Consider the following 23395-nt stretch of genomic DNA (forward strand, 5'->3'; position numbering starts at 1 on the left):
CACTTTCGATTTCAATGAATTTCGCAATTGTAACTTTAATATCCATCTACCTGCCAGGCCGTGTGGCAATGCCACAGGCTTTTTAATTTCTAATATCCATCTACCTGCCAGGCCTGTGGCATGAAGTATTCGCTGAATTTTGTGATGGCGTACTGGTCTGTCATGCCGGAGATGTAATCGCAGATGATACGCTGGTCTGTTTCACCGGCATCACGCATGCGCAGATATTTCTCAGGGAGAAGGTCTACATGTTCCATATAATAGAAGAACAACTGCTCGATCATGGCTTTTGCCTTGGTCTCTTCCCCTTTTGCTACCGGATTTTTATAGACATGGCCGAACATAAATTTGCGCAGTTCGATCATAGCCTGCTCTACTTCCTCCGACATAATGATATCGTCTTTTCCAACACTGTTGCTGATGATGTTATGTATCAGTGTATTTAAACGCTGCCTCGTCGAAAATCCCAGTGTTTTCCGAAGTTCTAACGGTATATTCTCCTCTGTCAGTATCTGCGCCCTTATGGCATCGTCAATATCGTGATTGATATAGGCGATCTTATCCGACAGCCGGACGATCTTTCCTTCTAAAGTATGCGGCATCAGACTCGTCTGATGGTTTAAGATGCCATCCCTTACCTCCCAGGTCAGATTCAGTCCCTTACCGTCTTTTTCCAGCTTCTCAACGATCCTTACACTCTGCTCATTGTGATGGAAACCTTCATCGCACAGTCCATTCAGCACAAACTCACCAGCATGCCCAAACGGCGTATGTCCCAGATCATGCCCTAATGCGATCGCCTCGACAAGATCTTCATTGAGCCGCAGTGCTTTCGCGATCGTGCGGGCATTCTGTGATACCTCTAAGGTATGTGAAAGCCTCGTTCTGTAATGATCTCCTTTGGGTGTCAGAAACACCTGTGTTTTATTCTTCAACCGGCGGAATGCCTTACAGTGTAAAATCCGGTCTCTGTCGCGCTGGAATACAGGTCTTATATCACACTGTTCTTCCGGATAATCACGTCCTCTTGAATGTATGCTGAGCGTAGCATACGGACTTAAGTTCTCACATTCCATCCGTTCAATATCTTCCCGTATCGACATGTTGTTCCTCCTCTTTGGATAAACCTGCCACACAGTAATTACAATATATATATTCCGCGTTCTTTTTCGATTTCCTTTTTTTATTTTAAATTAATGACAAAATTTTGCCCTCAACTTTGCCCTCTTTTCCATTAATCATTTTGAAAACGAGATAAATGTTCATATGGAAGGATCAGTCTTCCCCGGTAAAGTCCACACCCATCATTGATCAGGCTGTTATCAATTGCCGAAAACATATTCACATCCAGTTTTGCCAGTTCGATCTGCTGCAGTTTCATTCCTCTTTCATATGCCTCATCAAAATAAATACATTCCCCCACCGGAACAGCATCACGTCTTGCACGTTCACTCTCCTGCTTCTTCTCATATCCCAGATGATTCGCTGGTCCGATTTCCGCTATATCATCCATCGCTTTTGTCCTAAGCTGCATTTCCATATAACAATGTGCACTGTTGTCAAAAAAAGTAATATGTAACGACCGGTATCCATCCGGTTCTTCATTCACAATATAATCCCTGTAATACGGCCGTACTTCTTCACTGAGCAGTGAAGAATCACTCAGCTTTATACCGCCTGCCGGTTCTGCCGTAAATCCCCGCTCCTCTAAAAATACCTTAAGCACATTTGCGATCTCATATAAATGTCTGATTTCTTCCTGTTCTCTTTCCTTTTCATCTCCCACATGGCATTTAGGCATGGATATGACAATGCGGTATGCAATCAGGTCCCTGAAGCAGCTCAGCCGTTCCTTTAATTCATCCACCGGAGGATAGGCATGGTTTTTCAGATAATAATTATAAACATGCTCTACGATATATCCGTTGAATTTTGCTTCCGCACGGATCAGTGATTTGATCCTTCCTTTAAAAGTAAAAGAAAGGTAAGGATATTGTTTCGCCATATACTGATAAAATTCCCGTATTTTCTGCGACTGTGCTGTCAAAAAGTCATTATGCTCTAGCAGTTCCATGATCTGCATCAGGAAATTACAGTGTAACCGATCCACCTCACTGTCATTTTCCTCTGCCACACGTTTTAAATCTTCTGTATATTTTTTTAAAATCCGAAATACCGTATCCCCGGAATAAAGATAATCATTTAAAGCAATCATTTTTCCATCCTTTGTTTTCCGCCTTCTGTGCCACATTGGTATCTATTATAAATGATTTCCTCCTAAATGCAAATAGCGCGGCAGTTTTTCTGCCGCGCCACTTATACCTTGCAGTCTTATTTTGTGATCTTTACTGATTTCGCCTCACTCCATGAGCCGTTTACTCTGTTGTCATCCTCGTCCACACGATATGCTCTGACACGCACATAATATTTTTTTCCTTTTGTCAGCTTTTTCAGAGTAACCTTTGTTGTCTTTGCGTTTGCCTTTTTGACTTTCACGCCCTTTTTAAACTTCTTGTCCGTGGAATACTGGATCTCATATCCCTTTGCATTGCTTACTTTGTTATATGTAACCTGTGCTTTCTTTCCTTTCACATTGGAAAGTTTGGAAATTTTGGTTTTTTTGACTGTGGTAATCTTTAAGTTTACCACACCCATGTTGTTCACACCGGTTTTTTTCAGGTTTGTCGGATCCAAGCTATCTTTATATGCTTCACTGCCTGCAATTTCAATATAGTAAGTACCGCTCTTTAATGTAACCTCTTTGGAACATGCAGAAGAATAATAATTTTCTGCAATATTCATACGCTCCAATACATTATGGTTCGAACGGTATAACGTCACACCTGTTTTGCTGCTTTCAAAAACACTTTCTCCCAGCGGATTCTCCAGTGAAAGGTTCAATCTTGCTGTTGTATCTCCGGATACTTTAAATTTAAACCAGCTTTTTCTTGTGTTGGAACTTAAAAATCCAGTTACTTTTTTATCCGTGGTAATCTGTTTTGCACGTCCCCAGGAACCATTCTTTGTTCCGGTTACATTCAGATACTGGGCTGCAACTGAAAGGCGGAACTCGCCATAACTGACATCATTGTAACTACCGTTTTTAGTTTTAGCAAAGCAAATCCAGTAATTTCCAGCATCGAGGCACAGATATTTTGACTTTCTCTCATTCCCCCATACAACAGTTACCTCGTCTCCGGTAACCAGATTCGAACAGTTTGCATCTGAATATACTGCAAATTCCTCAATCGCACCTAAAGAATCATAATCCTCATGCATAACTGTCGAATACGCAGACACATACACATATGACGGTTTGTTTAAGCTAAACTGTACCACATTACTGTATTCTCCGGTCGGGACCTTAATATTCGTAGAACCTACTGCCATCACATCCGTGATATCCTCCACAGCCGTGACAGGGATCTGTGTTGCTGCTGATACATTCTGTGGAAGAAGGATCAATGCAAATGCCAGAACCATTCCAAGAATATACGTCTTCATTTTCTTCATATAGATTTTCTCCTTTTCCTCTTTACTTCTCTAATGTAAAGAAACAATACGATTTCATTTTAGCATATTCTTTTTGTATTTTCTCTATGGAAAAAGTACTATTTTCACGGAACGTAATTTTCTCCCAAAGTCATAAAATGGGCCACGGCTTTGCGCAATTTGACAACCACTAAGTTGTGAGCCGCCTTTTGACACCCATGTCTTCTGTGAGAGAAAAAAAAGAAGCATCGAATCCTCAATGCTTCTTTCACCCTAACATATAAAAATGCAGGAGATGGGACTTGAACCCACACGATATTGCTACCACAGGCACCTGAAGCCTGCGCGTCTGCCAATTCCGCCACTCCTGCAAACCCGTCAATCAAAGAAATCTTTGATGCGGAAGATGGGACTTGAACCCACACGTTCGCAATGAACACAAGATCCTTAGTCTTGCTCGTCTGCCAATTCCGACACTTCCGCGTATCAATCACTCTCTCGCGACGACTCATTTATAATAACAGAGAAAAACAAATATGTCAACAGTTTTTTTGATATTTTTTTAATTTTATTTATTTTTTTAATTTTTGGAACTGTTTTGATTATTTAGATATTGAAAGACAGCCCTTACAGGAACTGTCTCTCAAACATCTCTGCCTTCATCGGTTTTCCAAAATAGAATCCCTGAATCAGTTGAACCTTTGATCCCATCAGCGCATCTAACTGTTCTTTTGTCTCCACGCCCTCTACACAGACATTCACATGGATCGCAGTTGCCAGTTCTCCGACCATTTTTACAAATGCGTTGGAGAAATCATCTTTTCCAATATCAATGATAAAACAGCGGTCGATCTTTATGACATCAATCGGCATCTCCCTGATATGATTTAAAGAAGAATAGCCTGTACCAAAATCATCCAGCGCAACACGTACTCCAAGATGTCTGATATCTGCAAGAATCCGTTTCATCCGGCTCATATCATTGACCGCAAGACTCTCTGTTACTTCTAAGGTAAGGTTCTGCGGTGTGATCCTTGTCTCCTCGATCACATGTGCGATCCGCTCTACGATATCGTTCTGTAAAAGCTGTACTACAGAGAGATTAACATTTACTTTGTACTCCGGATGCCCCATATCATTCCAGTATTTACAATGGATACACGCTTCACGCAAAACAAATTCGCCGATCGGGTTGATCAGTCCTAAATATTCCGCAAGCGGGATAAAATCTGTCGGCGGTATCAATCCAAGTTCCCCTGAATTCCAGCGTATCAGTGCTTCTGCACCGGCACATGGATTTCCTTCTTTTGTGATATTTACGATTGGCTGGAAATATACTTCAAATTCGCTGAATGCATTTCTCGTTGCATTGCGCATATTCTTTTCAAGATCAAGCCGCTTGTAAGAGGTAGACTCAACATTGTCATCATAAAACTCTATACGGTTCTTTCCTGCACACTTTGCAGAATAAAGGGCAATATCTGCTTTTTTGATCAGTTCTTCCACCGTGTCCCCATCTGCCGGGAAACGCACAACTCCCATACTCATCGTACAGTAATAATCTGTTCCTTTTAACATCCACGGTTTTGTAAATAACGATTTGATCTCATCTAAGATCTGCTGAAGCATTGTCATATGATGATGTGCCAGTATGATGATAAACTCATCACCGCCCATACGGTAACAGTTATTCTCCACACCGGGAATCCTCTGCAGGCTGCCGGAAATATTCTTAAGTAAAACATCACCATACTGATGTCCAAGTCCGTCATTGATATGCTTAAAATCATCCAGATCAATATAAAGTAATGCTCCCTCTCCACCAAACTCTTTCGTCTGACGGATATACCGTTCCAGATCCTGTTCACAGCGCATTCTGTTATAAAGCCCTGTCAGGAAATCATTGTTTGCCTGACGCTCAATCTTCTGCTGATATAATTTTTTATCTGTCACATCATAAATCGTACATAAAAGAACTTTTCTTCCGTCAACCCAGTTGATCCTTGTACTGTGCAGATCAAACCAGCGGTTTTCTTCTTTTGAGTAAACTTCCCTGAAATAAAGGCTGTCCTCTGACTGTGCTCCCTGTCTTAAACATTCTTCAATGCCGGCACTGTGTATATCTCCACCAAACGCTTTACGGAAACGCTGGTTTGTATACAGGATGGTATTTTCTTTTGTATCCATCACGTAGATTCCGCATCCCACATTTTCAAGAATCGCCTCCAGTGACGCATACGAACTTGCGAGTGAATTTTTCGCGATACGTTTTACCAGGATCGTCTGTATGATCCTTCTGACATCATTGACAAACTTAATCTCTCCACTGTCCCAGATACGTTCTTTTTCATCCTCACAGAAGCAGACATACATCCCTGTTTTCCCACCAACATCGATCGGCAGGAACAGCCCTGCTTTCATTTTCTGTGCATCAAATAGTCTGCGGAACGACTCAGGCATCTTCGAATCTGCAGAGATCATGTATGGTTTTCCATTAAAAAAAGGCAATTCTGCTTTTGGAATGTTCTGTGAAGCATCCATCCGGGACTCTCTTCCCGCGGAATAATACTCACTGATCATATTAACGGTTGCGCCGTCTATATTTTCCCGGAACAAAACCGCAGCAGAAATCTCAAGATACCCACATGCCTCCTTTAGAATATCCTGGACAATTCCATCAAAACTGTCCTCCGACTCAAGCATACGCACGATCGCTGTCATCGCCTCATTACGTTTTAATTCCGTCTCCATCTGTTCTTCCGACTCGCGGCTCTTTAAAAAAGCCTCCTGTGCTAAAAGTTCCTCTAATTTGACGGCAAACATCTGCTTTGACAATGTTTCCAAAAACTCGATCGACTTATAATAACGCTCCGGCGTTGTTCTCATCATGTAATCCGGTACATTTTCTCCGGCATCTTCCATTATACCGACCACGATCCAGATCGCAGATACCTCTCCGCTTACCTTTACAGCTACCCCGCACATCCGGATTCCATCTGCACCACAGTCCTCTTCAATCACGCTTTCAATCCTGCTGTTTTGCAGCCGTTCTAACAGCCCGGCATGTCTGTCCATGTCGATCACACTGCCCAGATACTCAAGTTCTTCCTTCGAACCATATGTCTTTGTGACTTCCGTGCGGTCTCTGTCAAGACACATCAGATACAGGTTATTCGCATCACAGAAACGGTCCTGCAGATTCTGCATCAGTGATACATCCAACAGTACCTGTTCTGATCTTAAAGGATCATCTTCCTTCTTCCTACTCAAAAGTGCCATTCCCTTTACCCCTTTATTCCAACGATATACAGACTAAAATGACGTTTCTCTGAAATCACAAACTCCTGTATCAACCTGTATTCTGTATGTAAACGAAGTTGTTTCTTTACAATGCCTTCTTCATTTGAATAAAAAATCATCGTTCCGCCCGGTGCTAAAATTTCTTTTGATTTTTCAAAAAATGAAGCATAAAGTGTATCCATCTCACCGCGTGACTGTTTTCCCCTTACCGGCATATTGGTAATGATCTCATCAAACAGATAATCATGTCTAAAATCAAAATAATCTCTATGGATAAAATTGATCTTTTCACCCGCTAAAGAGGCATTTTCCCTTGCTCCTTCAATCGCCGGTCCAAAAATATCGATCCCATACTTTTCCCTTGCCGGTTCTATAATGTCTCTCTCGATGAGCATTGTCCCCACTCCGCAGAATGGATCTAAGATCTGTGCATTTTCTTTGAGATATGGTCTTGCAAGTGCCACAAGCATTGCTGCCAGTGATGGATGAATGGATGCTGCAACTGCATTTTTCCGGTAGGCAAAACGCCGCATCGGGATCGTGTACAGTTTTAAAAATGGTGCAAATCCTCCATCTTTTTTCTTTATCAGACGAATCTCTATTTCATAATCACCCGTTGAATTGGTCAGCCATCTCGCTGATGCACGCTCTAACTGTATTGCAAATTTTTTCGCAAAAGAAGCTCTTTTGTCGTTCTCCATATCTGCCCGGATCTCTACACGAAAACGAAACGGGGTGTCCTGTTTATGACACTCCTTTAAAAAATCACTGATGCCGCTCTGCCAGATCGCATCTGCTAACTCATCTGCCTGCCCCTCATCCTGCTTTAAACGGATCGGAAACAAAAGTTCACGGTAAGTTCTCAGATTTGCCATAGCACGCACATCCTTTGTATACACTGCCACTCCGAGTGGATGTTTTGCCGTTTTTCTCCTGATATCCGCTGGAAGTTCCCCAATTTCCTTCAAGGTTACATCCGTACGTGTATGCCCGGTCAGCAGCAGCATCTCATGTGGATCTTTAAATCCGGTAAATGCGTGACTTTTGTTATCTTCTGCCTTTTCTAACAGCCTGCCAAGTGCACGAACCTCCTCATCAATATGCTTTTTTTCTTCTATTGCCGGAGTATAAGAGAGAAGTTCTTCCATCCTCTCTTTGAGCCGTTCCTGATATGCCGTAATATCCAAATAGGCAAGTGCCTTTAAATACGCGCTTTTTACAAAAAGAGTCTGCTCCCTTTCATATGCCGTAACTAATGCATCTGCAGCACCTGCCAGCCTCAGTTCCCCAAGGATCATCGCTGCATTTTTACGCACCTTAGGATCTTCTTCCTCTAACAGTTCTAACAGTAATCTGCCATCCCCGGTCAGTGACGCAAACTGTTTTCTGACGGTTTCATCTTTCATCCTGTTACGCAATTCTACAAGGTTTTCGCGGAGATTTTCTCTTTTTTGCAATGCTTCGTAATATTTCTCTATCATACTGCTTCCTTCGACATAATTGATACTCTCATTTTACTGTATTTCCTCTGTTTTTGCAATACCGTTGGTCTCTATGTAATTGACAAGATCCGACTTAAACTGCTCCCATGCAGCCTCGTTTTCCACATAATATTTCGGACATGCCTTTCCTGTTACATCATAATGTCTTATCACATCATCCGTAGTCAGATCATAACGTCCCATCAGCCATGTCACCAGATGAACCAGCGATCCATAAGTCGCATCCGTAAATTTTCCCGTATCATCCGGAATACAGCACTCTATGGAAATCGTATCGGCATTTCTCTCATTCGAAGCATATGCGATTTCATTGCATGGAATGCATTGGATGATCTCCCCACTGATCCCGATCACAAAATGACTGCTTGCATGCGTTTCCCCTGATTGCGCCAGTCCTTCAAAATAATCACGGTTCTGCTGCGCCGTTGTTCCCGGATTTGCGGTATAATGCACAACAATCCCATTTATTTTTTCAAGTGCCGTTCCCGGTCTTGAGAATTCATTATAATCTAAAAGCTGCACAGAAAAATCCGGCCGGTCCGCAATATATTTCGTTTCCTCCACAATGATCTCATCCTGTGTCTGTATTGTCCTGTGGGATATGCGCCATACACCATATAAAATCACTCCCACAAACATAACTGCCGTAAAGATCATGACACCGCCCGCAAACATCTGCTGTCTTTTCCGTTTCTTCTGTCTTCTTTTTCGTGCCTCGTATCTTCTTTTTTCCGCTTCACGTCTGCGGCCTGCTTCTCCCTGATCCATAGTCTCCCCTTTTTCTTATGTCAGAAATATTTTGTATAATATTTTTATTTTTCCCGTTTCATTTCTGGAAAAATAATCACTTTTTTAAATCTCAAGTAATATTATACAATTTTATTATGTGAAATCTAGTAAAAATACACACTTGTTATTTTCCTGCTTTTGTACAGTTTTTCGTCCGTCTCATCAGTTTTTGTATATATTGCACAATATGTCGAATTGTTTTTTGTTGATTTTCCCGATACATTATGCTATATTATAGAAAACAAATAAGGAGGTGTGTTGTATGACTTATGCAATCGATCCGGCAATGTCTTTCGTTGAAGTTGTTTCTTTCTATGAGAAATATATCGATGAGACAAAAGCCGCCGGGAAAAAGCCTGTATCTTTCCTGCATTTTCTCACAGGCAGATACTAAAAGCCGGTTGATTAGGCCGTCAGCTTATGAAAGCTGTCAGGTGCCCTGTCACCCGGCTTATTTTTTTACATGATCTGTGCAAGCAGATCTTTTACGGAAAATACGTCTTCAAACAAAAATGATTCTCCTAGCATTTCTATATTTTCTTCGGAATGCTCTACTTCTTTTGCATAAACTTTCGTTGTTTCGACACGGTCTGAAAGATCAAATTTCTGTCCGTTTTCCATCCAGACCATGACATCCATATCACGCACCATCAAAAAAGATGCAACTGCAAACTGCGCCTTTTCAAGCAGATTGTTATCATAGAATGCCCTCATAAAATAACGGAAAGTATAATATACCATCAGATGTTCATACTGATACTCGTTTTCCTTTTGTGACTCCATAAAAGCACGGTGCGTCTTTTCATAATTTTCTTCATTATAAAAATTCTTCAGCCTATCTTCCATATCAGACCACGCATCACCAATGGATTCAAGCTCCTCATACTGCGAAAGCCGCTGTAAGAATGCCTCGTAAAGGCTGATCTTTTCCGGTTCTTCCGTTTTTGGTGCTGTCTCAAACAGCTCCTTCTGCATCTGACAGCAATAATCGAGATACATTGCGATGCGCTTTGTTATGGAATGAGTGCGATCCTGAAGCAGGCCGATCGCATGTGCTCTTACTGCTTCAAGTTTCTCCGCAAGCTCATCATCCCCCTCCTCCCACTCATACTCATCATAATCTTCCGAAAGAATCTGTTCGTCAAATCCGATCGTTTCCGTATCTGAAAAGACGATACGCCCAACTTCCCCGCAGGAAAGACATAATACTTTTTCTCTCGTTTTCGGATACTCCGTCGTAAATCTCGGATATTCCGTACACACCTCTGACAGAGAATCCTCCCCCAAAGTCAGACATACCTCGCAGAGTCCCTTTTCATTCAGAAGCGGACACCATCCCTCTTCATTTAACACAAAACTGCCATCCTCGCTGATCGATGCACGGATTTTCTCTGCCATCGGTCCTTTCAGATCCTTATAATAATCCAGTGTATCCTCATCAATATCAATTTCCCATCCTCTGCAGCAATTATCCGGACATTTATCAGCAATGCACCGGAACTCTTTATAATATGACGGCACTCTAAACACCATTTTCTTTTCGTTCCTCTCTATGTATTTCTCAATCTTCCCTGAAATGACTGCTTAACATATACCCAATGCACCAGACTCCGCCTGCTAATGAAAGATATATAAATCCTTCAATCGCTGCAGCTGCCAGTCGTCCCAAAGACATGCTTCCTGCCATCTGCGCAAGGATCAGTCCCTTTACCGGACCAGTCAGGATCTTATAACCGCCAACATAGCACCAGCCCAGAACACCTAATGCATAACTTAATGCAGCAGCAATCATTTTCCATGAAAACTTCATCTTATTCCCCTTTTCCTTTATTCCATCAGTAATATAATTTCCTGGTTTTTTCTCGTTTCAGGCACATTAATGATTCTCTGGTTCGAAGATCCCCTGAAATTTAAGCCAATATCCTTTTTCCCTAAAATAAAAGGTCCATCCACCATAACATCGATCATTGATAAAAAAGGCTCTGATGCCTCACAATATGCCCTTCCGCCCGGCAGAAAATCCTCATACAGATATCCGCTGTACACCCAGATATTTTTATCCGGCAGTTCTTTTTTTATTCTCTGTAAAAGAGGAAGAAGCCCCTGCTGATTTTCCGGTTCCCCCGGATCTCCTCCAAGCAGTGTCAGTCCTGCAATGTAGGACGGTGCAAGCGCCTGCATGATCTCATCTTCCGTATTTTCTGTAAACGGTTTACCATAGGAAAAATCCCATGTTTCCTGATTAAAGCACTCTTTGCAGTGATGTCTGCATCCGGACACAAACAAAGACACCCTCACACCTGTACCATTCTCAATGGAACAGGGTTTGATCTGCGCATAGTTCATCTTTTATTCCTCCTTTTTCCGGGATATACAGGATTCCCGGATCACCAGCTTTGGTTTCACAAGGATCTGCTTTTCTGACTCCGGGACACTTCCCTCTTTCAGCAGTCCAAGAAGAAGCTCTGCTGCCATTTCACCTAATTTTTCCTGTGGATGAGCCACCGTGGTGAGCGGTACTTTTCCACTTGACGCAAGATAGGAATCATCATATCCTGTCACTGAAACATCATCCGGCACTTTAAGTCCTTCATCCTCTAATGCCCGGATGACCTCTAGTGCAATCTGGTCATTATACGATACCACACTGTCAAAGAAATGCTCACATCTCATCTTAGCCATATGACACATCTGTTCATATGGATGCGTTTTCCGGTCTTCCGTATAAAACCATACCACTTTATCCGGGTCATACGCAATCCCTGCTTCCTGTAAAGCCTGCACATACCCTTTGTGCCGCTGCTGTCCCTGCGTATCATCCGCTTTAAATATCCCTATGATGTGATGGTGCCCCAGTGAGATCAGATATCTTGTAACCAGATATCCTCCAAGGCAGTCATCTAAAAGGATATGGGGCTTTTCTGCAAGCTGCGCATAACTGCCCTGAATAAATACATATGGAATCCGATATTCATCCAGCGTCTGGTATAAATTAATATGTTTGCAGAAGATCTGACTTTTGCTTGGTTCTATGATCAGCCCATCAATTCCCTTCTGCAATAATTCTTCTAAACATTTTGCTTCCATATTTCTGGAATTTCTTGTATTCTTTAAAAGAATACTATATCCATTTTCCGTAAGGACTTTATCAATTCCCTGGATCACTCTCGGGAAAATATAATCAGACAGATATGTCGTGACCACTGCTATATTTTTCGTTTCACCCGTGCGTCTCGCCATCTCCGAACAAAACGTTCCACGTCCATGTTCCGCATAAATATATCCCTCGTTCTGAAGAATCTGCAGAGCTTTCCGTACAGTCTGTCTGCTTACCTGATATGTCCCGGAAAGTTCATTTTCCGATGGCAGTTTTTCTCCCGGCTTTATTTTTCCTGAAACGATCTGTTTTCTTAAGTCCTCCATCAGATCATAATATTTTAACTTTTTATCCATATATCTGCTCCCGGATTCCGGTTTTATATCTCATTCCCCACTGCCTGCTTTGCTAACATATCTGCTTCCTCATTGCCATCGATACCGGAATGTCCTTTTACCTTTACAAAACGGATCACAATCACATTTCTCACCGATGCCACATAATCACGGTATGCTGCTGTCCCTTTTTTATTGCACTTCCACGCACCGGTTGCCCACATTTCGATTCCCATGTAATCATAATAAATCGTTACTTCCGGCAATCCTAATTCGACCGCTTTTCTGATCGCAGCCATACTGCCGCAGATTTCCCCTGCGACATTGCGCATCGCTGCCATCTCTGCATCCTTATCACTCCCCTGCAGCACTTCTTTTATGCCATCATGAATCAGAAAGCCGCCATATCCGTAGACATGCGTTGCCACATTGTAAGAGCCATCCACAAACGCATAGACAGACGGCATCGCCCCATCTTCCTGCTGTATTGTTTTCTTCATTGCATTTCGCAGCTTTGGCGCAGCATCTGCTCCGGTATATGTCGCAGCTTTGGCAAAAGCCACTGCTTCTTCTCTTGTTTTAAAACTCTTATATACTGCTCCAGGAAAGCCGTCCACCATCGCTTTACATTCTGCCCAGCTCTGGTACACTCCCGGTTTTCTTCCTTTTTTTACTGCATAATATTTTCCTGGCATCTTTTCCTCTCTCTGACATTCCACTTTTTATTACTGCACTGTTTTTATAAAAATACTTCCACACTAATCCCAATGACGCAATTCATAATATAAAATGCCATACAGTTCCCTCACATAATAGGTGGGAAAATATACAAAAAATGTATGTGCCGGGGTACTGTAACTTTTCATTCCCAGCCTGGCTGCCATCTGATTCGCCCGATATTCATGAAATTCACTGGTAACCAGTGTCACAGTCATATCAAGTCCACGGTCTTTTAAAATTTCTCCGGTATATTTTAAATTTTCTTCCGTCGTTGTAGATCGTTCTTCTAAAATCAGACGATTTTCACTGATTCCCCGTTTTGTCAGCACTTCATACATGCACTGTGCTTCCGTGATATCTTCACCCGGTCCTCTGCCACCGGACAAAATACATACTGCATCTTTATTTACACTCAGATAATCATATGCAGCATCAATACGTTCCTCTAATATTCTGCTTGGTTTTGTACCTTTTACACTGCATCCTAAAACAACAGCTGTCGTATTTTGCGGCGGAGTGTGTAATGCTGAGTGGATCATCAGAAATGTCTCTGCCAACACTGTCATGATCATTATAAGTACAAGGACAAGCAGGAAAACACATATCCAGTGTGTTTTCCTGCCATTCCACAATATCAAAGCTCTCCTGTTCATACGCCCGAAAAAAATTCCATAACATAACAGGAATAACGAGATCAGAATCCCGGTCGCCGTTCCTATATTAAAAATTCCTTTGCATAACAGCGGCGCGAAGAACCAGAATAATAAAATGCCTCCGACCGCTATAATGACCATCTGTACACCGCGCATGAATTTCCTTTCTACATAAGCTCAAGTTTACAGTTTGCACGCATTTTCAACGGACATTCATAAACATTTTCATTTTTTTCTTTTGCAATGTAGGAAAGCGGACATTTTCTGCAGTCCCCTTTTGTAAAATCGCCTGCTACTTCAAACTTAAGTACTGCCGTCATGGTTCCCTTTTTCTGGTTTTCCTTGCGGATGTGATCCCACGCAAGCACCTGTCCGCATCCCGGACATTTATCAGTTCCTACTGTAACTGCCCTCTTACAGGTCGGACAGCCATAGTATGGTTTACCGCTCTGATCCAGTATCTCTACCACATCTGATGGAAATTGTTTGATCAACTGTTCTCTTAAATCGTTCTGCATATTTATTTGCTCCTTATCCTAATGCGACATCTAATATCATCATGATCAGAAATCCTGCTGCAAATCCAATTGTATTAATATTAGAATGTTCTCCTTCTGATGCTTCCGGAAGAAGTTCTTCCACTACCACATAAATCATTGCCCCTGCTGCAAATGCCAGCAGATATGGCAGCATGTGTGTAATAATTCCGGCTAATATGATCGTAATCCCCGCTGCGATCGGCTCTACCACACCGGACGCCACACCATACCAGAATGCCTTTTTCGTACTGCCGCCTTCACTTTTTAACGGAAGCGATATAATGGCGCCTTCCGGGAAATTCTGGATCGCGATCCCTATGGACAGCGAAAATGCTCCCGCTAACGTAATTGTGCTGTTACCTGATAAAAGTCCTGCAAATACGACTCCTACTGCCATCCCCTCCGGTATATTGTGAAGGGTAACAGCCAGTACCAACATGGTTGTTTTTTTTAGGTGGCTTGGCAGACCTTCCGGCTTTTCCTCATTCATATGAAGATGTGGAATGATCTTATCCATCAGCAGCAAAAACAGAATTCCAAATACAAATCCAACTGCTGCAGGCAGGAAAGCAAATCTTCCCATCGTCTCTGACATGTTAATCGATGGTATCAGCAGCGACCACACAGACGCCGCCACCATGACACCAGATGCAAAGCCAAGCAGTGCTTTCTGTACCAGACGGTTCAACCCGTTTTTCATAAAGAAAACACATGCTGCCCCTAATGAAGTTCCCAGAAAAGGAACCAGTAAACCAATAACTAAATTCAATGTTCCCTCCTATCTATTTAACTTGGCGTCCGCCTTATTCTGAAATTTTTCCGCCTGTACGATAAAACGCTCATGCGTTCCTTCCCCGATCTTCCCGGTTTCATCCTCTACTTCCACAGAAAATACAAGGCGTCTTTTATCCACTTCCACCAAAGTGGTATTGCAGGTCACCTTCATTCCCACCGGCGATGCGGCAAGATGTTTTACATTAAGGCTCGTTCCCACAGTCACACATCCTTCTTCGAGTTCATCTGCAACACTTTTCCATGCGGTCTCCTCGATCAGTGCAATCATTGCCGGTGTCGCAAATACTGCTAATGTACCGCTTTTCATCACTGCTGCCGTATTTTCTTTCTCTACTATAATTGTATGCTGTCCTTTGATTCCTGCTTCTAACATTTTATCCTCCAAAGTTAAATTATTATTTTAGTGATTTAGTACCATTACAGTTTATCATAAAAAGAACCGCACATCAATGTTGATATACGGTTCTTTTTCGCAATATGAATTTTATAAATGAAGCACTCTCTCTTTAATTTCCTGTGTTCTGCCCTGATTCCAGAACTGTGTTCCAATGTAGCCGCAGGTTCTGCGCGCCACACTCATCTTATTCTGGTCACGATTGCCACAGTTTGGACACTCCCAGACAAGTTTGCCGTCCTTATCATTGACGATCTTGATCTCTCCGGAATAACCGCATTCCATACAGTAATCGCTCTTGGTATTCAGCTCTGCGTACATAATATTGTCATAAATATACTGCATCACTGCAAGTACAGCGTCAAGATTATTCTGCATATTCGGCACTTCCACATAGCTGATCGCACCTCCCGGAGAAAGCTCCTGGAACTGTGACTCAAACTTCAACTTATCGAATGCACTGATTTCCTCTGTCACATGGACATGATAGCTGTTTGTGATGTAGTTCTTATCCGTCACTCCCGGAATAATGCCAAAACGCTTCTGAAGACATTTCGCGAACTTATAAGTCGTTGATTCCAGTGGTGTTCCGTACAGGCTGAAATCGATATTGTGTTTTTCTTTCCATTCCGTACATGCATCATTTAAACGGCGCATTACTTTTAATGCAAACTCTGTTCCTTCCGGCTCGGTGTGGGAAACCCCCTTCATGTATCTGGTACACTCACAAAGTCCGGCATAGCCAAGAGAAATCGTGGAATAACCGTCATATAAAAGTTTATCGATCGTCTCACCTTTTTTCAGACGTGCCAGTGCACCGTTCTGCCAGAGAATCGGTGCCACATCAGAAGGTGTACCGAGCAGTCTCTTATGACGGATAATCAGAGCCCTGTAACAAAGATCTAACCTTTCATCCAAAAGTTCCCAGAATTTATCCATATCTTTTCCGGAAGAGCATGCGACATCCACGAGATTTAAAGTGACAACTCCCTGGTTAAATCTGCCGTAATACTTCTTATCCGGAACGTAATTTTTTGCATTTGCATAATTTTCTTTTGTGCGGTCAACAGTCAGGAAAGATCTGCATCCCATACAGGTATAACAGTTGCCGTCTTTTAATTTCTTCATGATCTTCTCTGAAATATAATCCGGAACCATTCTCTTTGCAGTACATTCTGCTGCAAGTTTTGTCAGATACCAGTATTTCGTACCTTCGCGGATATTATCTGCCTCTAAGACATAGATCAGTTTCGGGAATGCAGGTGTAATGTACACGCCCTGCTCATTTTTCACTCCAAGGATTCTCTGGTGAAGCATTTCCTCGATCACGGCTGCAAGATCATCACGAAGCTGGCCTTCCGGCACCTCATCAAGATACATAAATACTGTAATAAACGGTGCCTGTCCGTTTGTTGTCATCAGGGTGATCACCTGATACTGGATCATCTGTACGCCACGGTTGATCTCTTCTTTTACACGGATCTCAGCAATTTTTTTCACCTTATCCTCTGTCGGTTCAACTCCGATCGCCTCAAGTTCTGCACGAACCTGTTTACGGTATTTTTCACGGCTGACCTGTACGAACGGTGCCAGATGGGAAAGTGAGATACTCTGTCCACCGTACTGGGAACTTGCGATCTGTGCGATTGCCTGTGTTGCGATATTGCATGCTGTAGAGAAACTCTTCGGACGGTCAATCATTGTTTCGCTGATAACAGTTCCGTTCTGAAGCATATCCTCTAAATTGACCAGACAGCAGTTGTGCATATGCTGTGCAAAATAATCCGCATCATGAAAATGAATGATTCCCTGCTCGTGCGCCTCCACGATATCCGGCGGCAGCAAAAATCTCTTTGTGATATCTTTGCTGACCTCTCCTGCCATATAATCTCTCTGCACGCTGTTTACCGTTGGATTTTTATTTGAATTTTCCTGTTTTACTTCCTCATTATTACACTCTAACAAACTTAAGATCTGTTCATCCGTTGAGTTGGATTTGCGCACCAGTTCCTGTTTGTAACGGTATGTAATATAGTTTCGTGCCACATTAAATGCACGCTGATTCATGATCTGGTTCTCAACCATATCCTGAATCTCTTCTACACTTGGAGAACGTTTCATATTTTCACAGGCAATTTCCACATTTTTTGATATCTCATCAATCTGCTTATCTGTCAGCTTCTCATAATCAATAACGCTGTTGTTTGCCCTGCGGATCGCCGCCTCAATTTTTTTAATATCAAAGGTATCCTCCATACCGCTTCTTTTAATAATTTTCATTTCCGATCAAATCCCTTTCTGTTTCTGACTGATGGCTGCCTGCCATACCCAAACGGCCGCATAACCTACGAGTACTTATTATACAATATATTGTGTCTTTGTCAATGTGTTTGGAACATATATATTTTCCCATTTTTATGATATCCGGGCAGAATCGATCGTTGCAACCCCAGTAAATACGCTGTCTTTATTCACTATTACCAAATTTAAGGTGATTTCTTCGTCATTTTTTTCACTTGTATATCCTGCATTATCAACCACAATATCTAGTGTTTCTATTTTTTCATGCCACCACAGAAAGAATTCTTCGGACAGGCAATATCCACATCCAGATTCAAAAGCATCCGGTCTAAATATTTCTTAAGATCTTTTACCTCTTCATCACTCAGTCCTTTCTCTAAAAGAGCTTCCATTTCACGCATATCCTGCTCTGACCTCTCTACCATAGTACGTGCTTTATCTGTCAGCACCAGTTTCTTCAGCCTCGCATCATGCTCCACCGTCTCACGGCGCACCAGCCCTTTCCGTTCCATGACTGCAAGCATGTTTGATGCGGTTGCCCGCGATACCGAAAATTCCATTTCAATATCCTTCTGATAGATATCCTTTCCATCATGATCCCGCAAAAATCCAAGCGTCCAGCGCTGCATTCCCGTAAGTGGTTCTTTTTCATTTTCCTGTTTTTTTGCCTCCATCCGCTTATGGATCTGGTTATGGATCAAACGTATTTTATATCCTATCGTATCTGTATGCATGATTTATCTCCTGCTGAAATAATATTATTTTTTACATTGACATTCTTTTTTTTATGCCTTATAACTATATTGTTAGCACACTAACAAATAAAAATCAATTATTTTTTGAAAAGGATGTGATGTTATGTTAAAAACTCTGGGAGCCCAGATCAAAGAATTTAAGAAAGATTCTTTCCTCACTCCTGTTTTCATGATCTTAGAAGTACTCATGGAAACGATCATCCCACTGATGATGGCATCGATCATCGATAACGGCGTGGAAGCCGGGGATATCCACCATATTTACGTCATGGGCGGATGTATGGTCATTGTCGCGTGTGTTTCCCTGTTTGCAGGAACGATGGGTGGAAAATACGGTGCCCGTGCTTCCGCAGGATTCGCCCGCAACTTACGAAAAGCAATGTACGAAAATATACAGACCTTTTCTTTTTCCAACATTGACAAATTCAGCACCGCAGGTCTTGTCACAAGGCTCACCACCGATGTGACGAATCTGCAGAACGCATATCAGATGCTGCTGCGTATGTGCGTGCGCGCACCGATCTCTTTAGTCTGCGCGATGATCATGGCATTTTTCATCAATGCGAAACTCGCATGCGTTTACCTGATCGCTGTTATCGTACTTGGTGTGATCCTTGCCTTTATTACAATACGGGCACATCATTACTTTATGGAAGTATTTCCAAAGTACGATGACTTAAATGCATCGGTACAGGAAAATGTCTCCGCGATCCGTGTAGTCAAAGCCTATGTCCGTGAGGATTATGAAAAGAAGAAGTTCACACAGGCAAGCAAAAATATTTATAACATGTTTGTCAAAGCAGAAAGCGTACTCGCTTTCAACTCCCCTGTCATGCAGATTGCTGTATATAGCTGTATCATCGCATTAAGCTGGCTGGGGGCAAAAATGATCGTTGCAGGTTCTCTTACCACAGGCGAACTGATGAGTCTTCTTACCTATTGTATGAACATCATGATGAGTCTGATGATGCTCTCAATGGTTTTCGTTATGTTAGCCATGAGTATCGCAAGTGCCGAGCGTATCTGTGAGGTTTTAAATGAAAAAAGTGATATCACAAACCCGGAAAATCCGGTTTACGAAGTAGCCGACGGCAGTGTCACATTTGACCATGTAACATTCCGTTATAACAAGACCTCAGATAAACCGATCCTTGATGATATCAATCTTACCATCCACTCCGGTGAGACCATCGGTGTCATCGGCGGTACAGGAAGTTCTAAATCTTCACTCGTCAACCTGATCAGCCGTCTTTATGACGTTTCGGAAGGTACTGTTCTCGTCGGCGGAAAAGATGTACGTTCCTACGATCTTGACACCCTGCGCGATGAGGTCTCCGTAGTATTGCAGAACAACGTGCTTTTCTCCGGAACCATCTATGAAAACCTCCGCTGGGGCGATAAAAATGCGACTGATGAAGAATGTCGCCACGCATGCCATCTTGCCTGCGCAGATGAATTTATCGACCGCTTCCCGGACGGCTACAACACTTACATTGAACAGGGTGGAACCAACGTATCCGGTGGTCAGAAACAGCGTCTGTGTATTGCAAGAGCCCTGTTAAAGAAACCGAAAATACTTATTTTAGATGACAGTACGAGTGCTGTTGATACCGCAACCGATGCAAAGATCCGCAAGGCTTTTGCCGAAGAGATTCCGGACACAACCAAATTCATCATCGCACAGCGAATCTCCTCCGTCCAGAATGCAGATCGCATCATCGTTTTAGATAACGGTGTTGTAAATGGCTTTGGCACACATGAAGAATTATTAGAATCCAATGATATCTACCGCGATGTCTATGAATCACAGACCAGCGGAAGCGGTGATTTCGATGAAGGAGGTGCTGCATAATGGCAGAAAAAAATACCAAACCGGTTCATGGTCCGGGTGGCAGAGGTCCAAAAGGCCCACGTCCGAAAGTTGAAAATCCCGGCAGACTTTTTATGCGTCTACTCGCTTACATTATGAAAAATTATGCAGTTCACTGTATTCTTGTCGTGATCTGTATTTTCATTACCGTACTTGCCAGTGTACAGGGTACCTGGTTTATGCAGACTCTGATCGACAGCTATATTCTGCCGCTCATCGGTCAGGCAGATCCTGATTTTTCCGGTCTGCTGCATGCCATCATGCGTGTTGCCGTTTTTTACCTGATCGGAGCAATCGCTTCTTATATATATACACGTATCATGGTAAATGTTTCACAGGGTACTTTAAAAAACCTGCGTGATGACATGTTTACCCATATGGAAGAACTTCCGATCCGCTACTTTGACACACATTATCACGGAGATATCATGTCCACCTATACGAACGATATCGATACACTCCGTCAGATGATCAGCCAGAGTATGCCACAGTTTTTGAACAGTATCATCACCATCGTGAGTGTATTTGTCAGCATGCTTCTCTTAAATGTTCCGTTGACAATCGTGACACTTCTTATGATCGGTGTCACACTTTTTGCCACAAAAAAGATCGGTGCACTCAGTGCAAAATACTTTATCGCACAGCAGAAAGATATCGCAACGGTCAACGGTTATATCGAAGAGATGATGAATGGTCAGAAAGTCGTCAAGGTCTTTACCCATGAAGAAGAAAGTATCGAAAACTTTAACAGATTGAATGACCAGCTCTTCCACAGTGCAGACAATGCCAATAAATTTGGTAATATTTTAATGCCTGTCAATGCACAGATCGGTAACATCAGCTATGTACTCTGTGCTTTAGTCGGCGGTGTACTCGCCTTAAACGGCATCGGCGGTTTTACACTCGGAAAACTTGCAAGTTTCCTTACCTATAATAAGAGTTTCAGCCAGCCGGTCAACCAGCTTAGTATGCAGCTCAACAATATCGTCATGGCCCTTGCCGGTTCCGAGCGTATCTTTAAGCTGCTTGATGAAGAACCGGAAACAGACGAAGGTTATGTTACACTCGTCCGCGCCAGAAAAGAAAACGGTCAGATCGTCGAATCAAAAGAACGTACCGGTATGTGGGCATGGAAACACACACATCAGGCTGACGGCAGTGTCGATTATATCGAGCTGAAAGGCGATGTTGTCTTTGATGATGTTGATTTCGGTTATAACCCGGATAAGATCGTGCTCCACAATGTAGACCTCTACGCAACACCTGGTCAGAAGATTGCTTTTGTCGGAAGTACCGGTGCCGGAAAGACTACGATCACGAACCTGATCAACCGTTTCTATGATATTCAGGATGGTAAGATCCGCTACGATGGTATCAATATCAATAAGATTAAAAAAGACGATCTGCGTCATTCCCTCGGCATCGTACTTCAGGACACACACCTGTTCACTGCAACCGTAATGGAAAATATCCGCTATGGAAAACTCGATGCCACAGATGAAGAAGTCATTGCAGCCGCAAAACTTGCCAATGCAGATACCTTTATCCACCAGTTGCCGGACGGTTACAACACACTTTTAACCGGTGACGGTGCAAACTTAAGCCAGGGACAGCGTCAGCTGCTCGCCATCGCACGCGCTGCGATCGCAGATCCGCCGGTACTGATCCTCGATGAGGCAACCAGTTCCATTGATACCAGAACAGAAAAGATCGTTCAGGATGGTATGGATAAACTGATGGCAGGACGTACCACTTTCGTGATCGCCCACCGCCTCTCCACAGTCAAGAACAGTGACTGCATTATCGTATTAGAGCAGGGACGCGTCATCGAACGCGGCAACCATGACAAACTCATGGAAGAAAAAGGAAAATATTATCAGCTTTACACGGGAAATCTTGCGGAAGGCTAGAATATATTTTAAATCGTATAGATATTTTTCTTTCTCTGTATTTTCATAAGTGACCTCAAAAAATGGGCATATATAAAGCCAAAAACTTTATATATGCCCATTTTCATCTCTATTTTTATATTACTCTAAACCACTTTTTCTTTCTTCTTCCATGGTAAAATAACTTTCTCCGGCATGCGTCCTTTCACAGTTTCTGCACCGGAACATATCTTATCCGCACAGCACAAGATCCAGCCTTCCATATATTTGGGCGGAACGATATTTAATGGAAACATATGACATTTTATCATATCTTTTTCTATTTCATTCAGATCCGGGATGTCACGCATGGCATTCTCGCACGCCCTTTCTGCATGATGAAATCCATGCCATTTATGCGACGCATCTTTTTCGTGCCAGTCATAAAGAAAATAATCATGCAGTAACGCTCCACGGATCAGCGAGTGGATATCCACAGGTGCGTTCATTTTCAATGCCAGATAATAGCTGAAATATGCAACCGATACGCTGTGGCGAAATACGCTGGTGTCTCCATGCTGTATATAGCGATGAGACTCTAACAGGCGGGACTGCCTGCAGAGTTCCTCTAAGGTGTCATAAAAGTATTTTTCCTGCTCGTCGGATAAATGATAGGTCATTTTGCTCCTTCTTTCCATGCTATTCTATGAAACAGTTATCTGGGCGAAACTCTGCTTTAGGCTGTGAACGTTGTGGGAAATTGACAGCTGAAACGAAAGCACGCTCTCGCTGCGTGTCGCTCGTAGCGGATACTAAGTGACCAAAATACGGTCACTAAGTACCGACGGCTCCCCAGCACTTTCTTTTTCATCTGTCAATTTTCCACAACATCGCCAGTTCATGAATGAGTTTCGCAATTAACTTAGTATATGCATGCATAAACAAGATTGTCAAGCTATCGCAAAAATATGAGGACTTTTTTCAG

General features: G+C 42.6%; 21 protein-coding genes and 2 tRNA genes. 3 read left to right on the forward strand and 20 right to left on the reverse strand.

From position 1 onward, the window contains the following. Window positions 1–89: 89 nt before the first annotated feature. From DXA60_RS00705 to DXA60_RS00740, 8 genes are all read right to left on the reverse strand, one after another. Complete coding sequence (locus DXA60_RS00705) at window positions 90–1103, reverse strand: deoxyguanosinetriphosphate triphosphohydrolase (protein ID WP_117918695.1); 1014 nt, start codon at window positions 1101–1103, stop codon at window positions 90–92. A 131-nt stretch (window positions 1104–1234) separates the two neighbouring features. Then, window positions 1235–2215: a guanosine polyphosphate pyrophosphohydrolase gene (locus DXA60_RS00710; RefSeq protein WP_117918796.1), complete on the reverse strand. Its 981-nt coding sequence runs from the start codon at window positions 2213–2215 to the stop codon at window positions 1235–1237. 116 nt (window positions 2216–2331) lie between these two features. Next, a complete protein-coding gene (locus DXA60_RS00715; protein WP_117918697.1) occupies window positions 2332–3513 on the reverse strand; it encodes a fibronectin type III domain-containing protein in 1182 nt (393 codons plus the stop codon). 266 nt (window positions 3514–3779) lie between these two features. After that, window positions 3780–3863 (reverse strand) — tRNA-Leu (locus tag DXA60_RS00720). Between the two features lie 27 nt (window positions 3864–3890). Beyond that, window positions 3891–3975: transfer RNA gene (locus DXA60_RS00725), tRNA-Leu, on the reverse strand. Between the two features lie 144 nt (window positions 3976–4119). Further along, window positions 4120–6771, reverse strand: coding sequence for a sensor domain-containing phosphodiesterase (locus tag DXA60_RS00730; RefSeq protein ID WP_117918699.1), 2652 nt, complete (start codon window positions 6769–6771; stop codon window positions 4120–4122). A gap of 5 nt (window positions 6772–6776) precedes the next feature. Further along, window positions 6777–8273, reverse strand: coding sequence for a methyltransferase (locus DXA60_RS00735; protein ID WP_117918701.1), 1497 nt, complete (start codon window positions 8271–8273; stop codon window positions 6777–6779). Between the two features lie 33 nt (window positions 8274–8306). After that, on the reverse strand, window positions 8307–9062 hold the full coding sequence (locus DXA60_RS00740) for a peptidoglycan recognition protein family protein (RefSeq protein ID WP_117918703.1): 756 nt from the start codon (window positions 9060–9062) through the stop codon (window positions 8307–8309). Window positions 9063–9345: 283 nt separating this feature from the next. On the opposite strand from DXA60_RS00740, the gene DXA60_RS00745 reads away from it, so the two are divergent. Further along, a complete protein-coding gene (locus tag DXA60_RS00745) occupies window positions 9346–9477 on the forward strand; it encodes a thioredoxin (RefSeq protein WP_117918705.1) in 132 nt (43 codons plus the stop codon). Window positions 9478–9542: 65 nt separating this feature from the next. Here the strand turns inward: DXA60_RS00745 and fliB are convergent, their stop codons facing one another. The 11 genes from fliB to DXA60_RS00800 all read right to left on the reverse strand — a co-directional run bounded on the left by fliB (window position 9543) and on the right by DXA60_RS00800 (window position 18651). Then, on the reverse strand, window positions 9543–10616 hold the full coding sequence (gene fliB / locus DXA60_RS00750; RefSeq protein ID WP_117918707.1) for a flagellin lysine-N-methylase: 1074 nt from the start codon (window positions 10614–10616) through the stop codon (window positions 9543–9545). 28 nt (window positions 10617–10644) lie between these two features. Beyond that, window positions 10645–10893: a phospho-N-acetylmuramoyl-pentapeptide-transferase gene (locus DXA60_RS00755; protein ID WP_117918709.1), complete on the reverse strand. Its 249-nt coding sequence runs from the start codon at window positions 10891–10893 to the stop codon at window positions 10645–10647. A gap of 17 nt (window positions 10894–10910) precedes the next feature. Next, entirely contained in the window at window positions 10911–11429 is a 519-nt protein-coding gene (gene nrdG, locus DXA60_RS00760) for an anaerobic ribonucleoside-triphosphate reductase activating protein (protein WP_117918711.1), read from the reverse strand. A gap of 3 nt (window positions 11430–11432) precedes the next feature. Then, on the reverse strand, window positions 11433–12536 hold the full coding sequence (locus DXA60_RS00765) for a GntR family transcriptional regulator (protein ID WP_117918713.1): 1104 nt from the start codon (window positions 12534–12536) through the stop codon (window positions 11433–11435). A 23-nt stretch (window positions 12537–12559) separates the two neighbouring features. Beyond that, window positions 12560–13210: a ribonuclease H1 domain-containing protein gene (locus DXA60_RS00770; protein ID WP_117918715.1), complete on the reverse strand. Its 651-nt coding sequence runs from the start codon at window positions 13208–13210 to the stop codon at window positions 12560–12562. Between the two features lie 63 nt (window positions 13211–13273). Continuing rightward, complete coding sequence (locus DXA60_RS00775) at window positions 13274–14044, reverse strand: YdcF family protein (RefSeq protein ID WP_006858825.1); 771 nt, start codon at window positions 14042–14044, stop codon at window positions 13274–13276. An 11-nt stretch (window positions 14045–14055) separates the two neighbouring features. Beyond that, window positions 14056–14406, reverse strand: coding sequence for a hypothetical protein (locus DXA60_RS00780; RefSeq protein ID WP_117918717.1), 351 nt, complete (start codon window positions 14404–14406; stop codon window positions 14056–14058). A gap of 13 nt (window positions 14407–14419) precedes the next feature. Beyond that, window positions 14420–15127, reverse strand: coding sequence for a ZIP family metal transporter (locus DXA60_RS00785; RefSeq protein ID WP_117918798.1), 708 nt, complete (start codon window positions 15125–15127; stop codon window positions 14420–14422). Between the two features lie 78 nt (window positions 15128–15205). Continuing rightward, complete coding sequence (locus DXA60_RS00790; RefSeq protein ID WP_117918719.1) at window positions 15206–15595, reverse strand: thioesterase family protein; 390 nt, start codon at window positions 15593–15595, stop codon at window positions 15206–15208. 111 nt (window positions 15596–15706) lie between these two features. Further along, the gene (gene nrdD, locus DXA60_RS00795) at window positions 15707–17896 is read right to left on the reverse strand and encodes an anaerobic ribonucleoside-triphosphate reductase (protein WP_117918721.1); all 2190 of its coding nucleotides are present in this window, start codon (window positions 17894–17896) and stop codon (window positions 15707–15709) included. A 275-nt stretch (window positions 17897–18171) separates the two neighbouring features. Then, window positions 18172–18651: a MarR family winged helix-turn-helix transcriptional regulator gene (locus tag DXA60_RS00800; RefSeq protein ID WP_243006710.1), complete on the reverse strand. Its 480-nt coding sequence runs from the start codon at window positions 18649–18651 to the stop codon at window positions 18172–18174. A 124-nt stretch (window positions 18652–18775) separates the two neighbouring features. Between DXA60_RS00800 and DXA60_RS00805 the strand changes: the two genes are divergently transcribed. Further along, window positions 18776–20524, forward strand: a complete 1749-nt coding sequence (locus DXA60_RS00805; protein WP_117918723.1) for an ABC transporter ATP-binding protein — start codon at window positions 18776–18778, stop codon at window positions 20522–20524. Then, entirely contained in the window at window positions 20524–22452 is a 1929-nt protein-coding gene (locus DXA60_RS00810; RefSeq protein WP_117918725.1) for an ABC transporter ATP-binding protein, read from the forward strand. The genes DXA60_RS00805 and DXA60_RS00810 overlap by 1 nt, the downstream gene beginning before the upstream one ends. A 125-nt stretch (window positions 22453–22577) precedes the next feature. Here DXA60_RS00810 and DXA60_RS00815 read toward each other — a convergent pair whose 3' ends face one another. Then, a complete protein-coding gene (locus DXA60_RS00815) occupies window positions 22578–23090 on the reverse strand; it encodes an HD domain-containing protein (protein WP_330414587.1) in 513 nt (170 codons plus the stop codon). Window positions 23091–23395: the final 305 nt, after the last annotated feature.

The organism is Roseburia sp. OF03-24 (genome assembly GCF_003463035.1).
In the GTDB taxonomy this organism is placed as follows: domain Bacteria; phylum Bacillota; class Clostridia; order Lachnospirales; family Lachnospiraceae; genus Roseburia; species Roseburia rectibacter.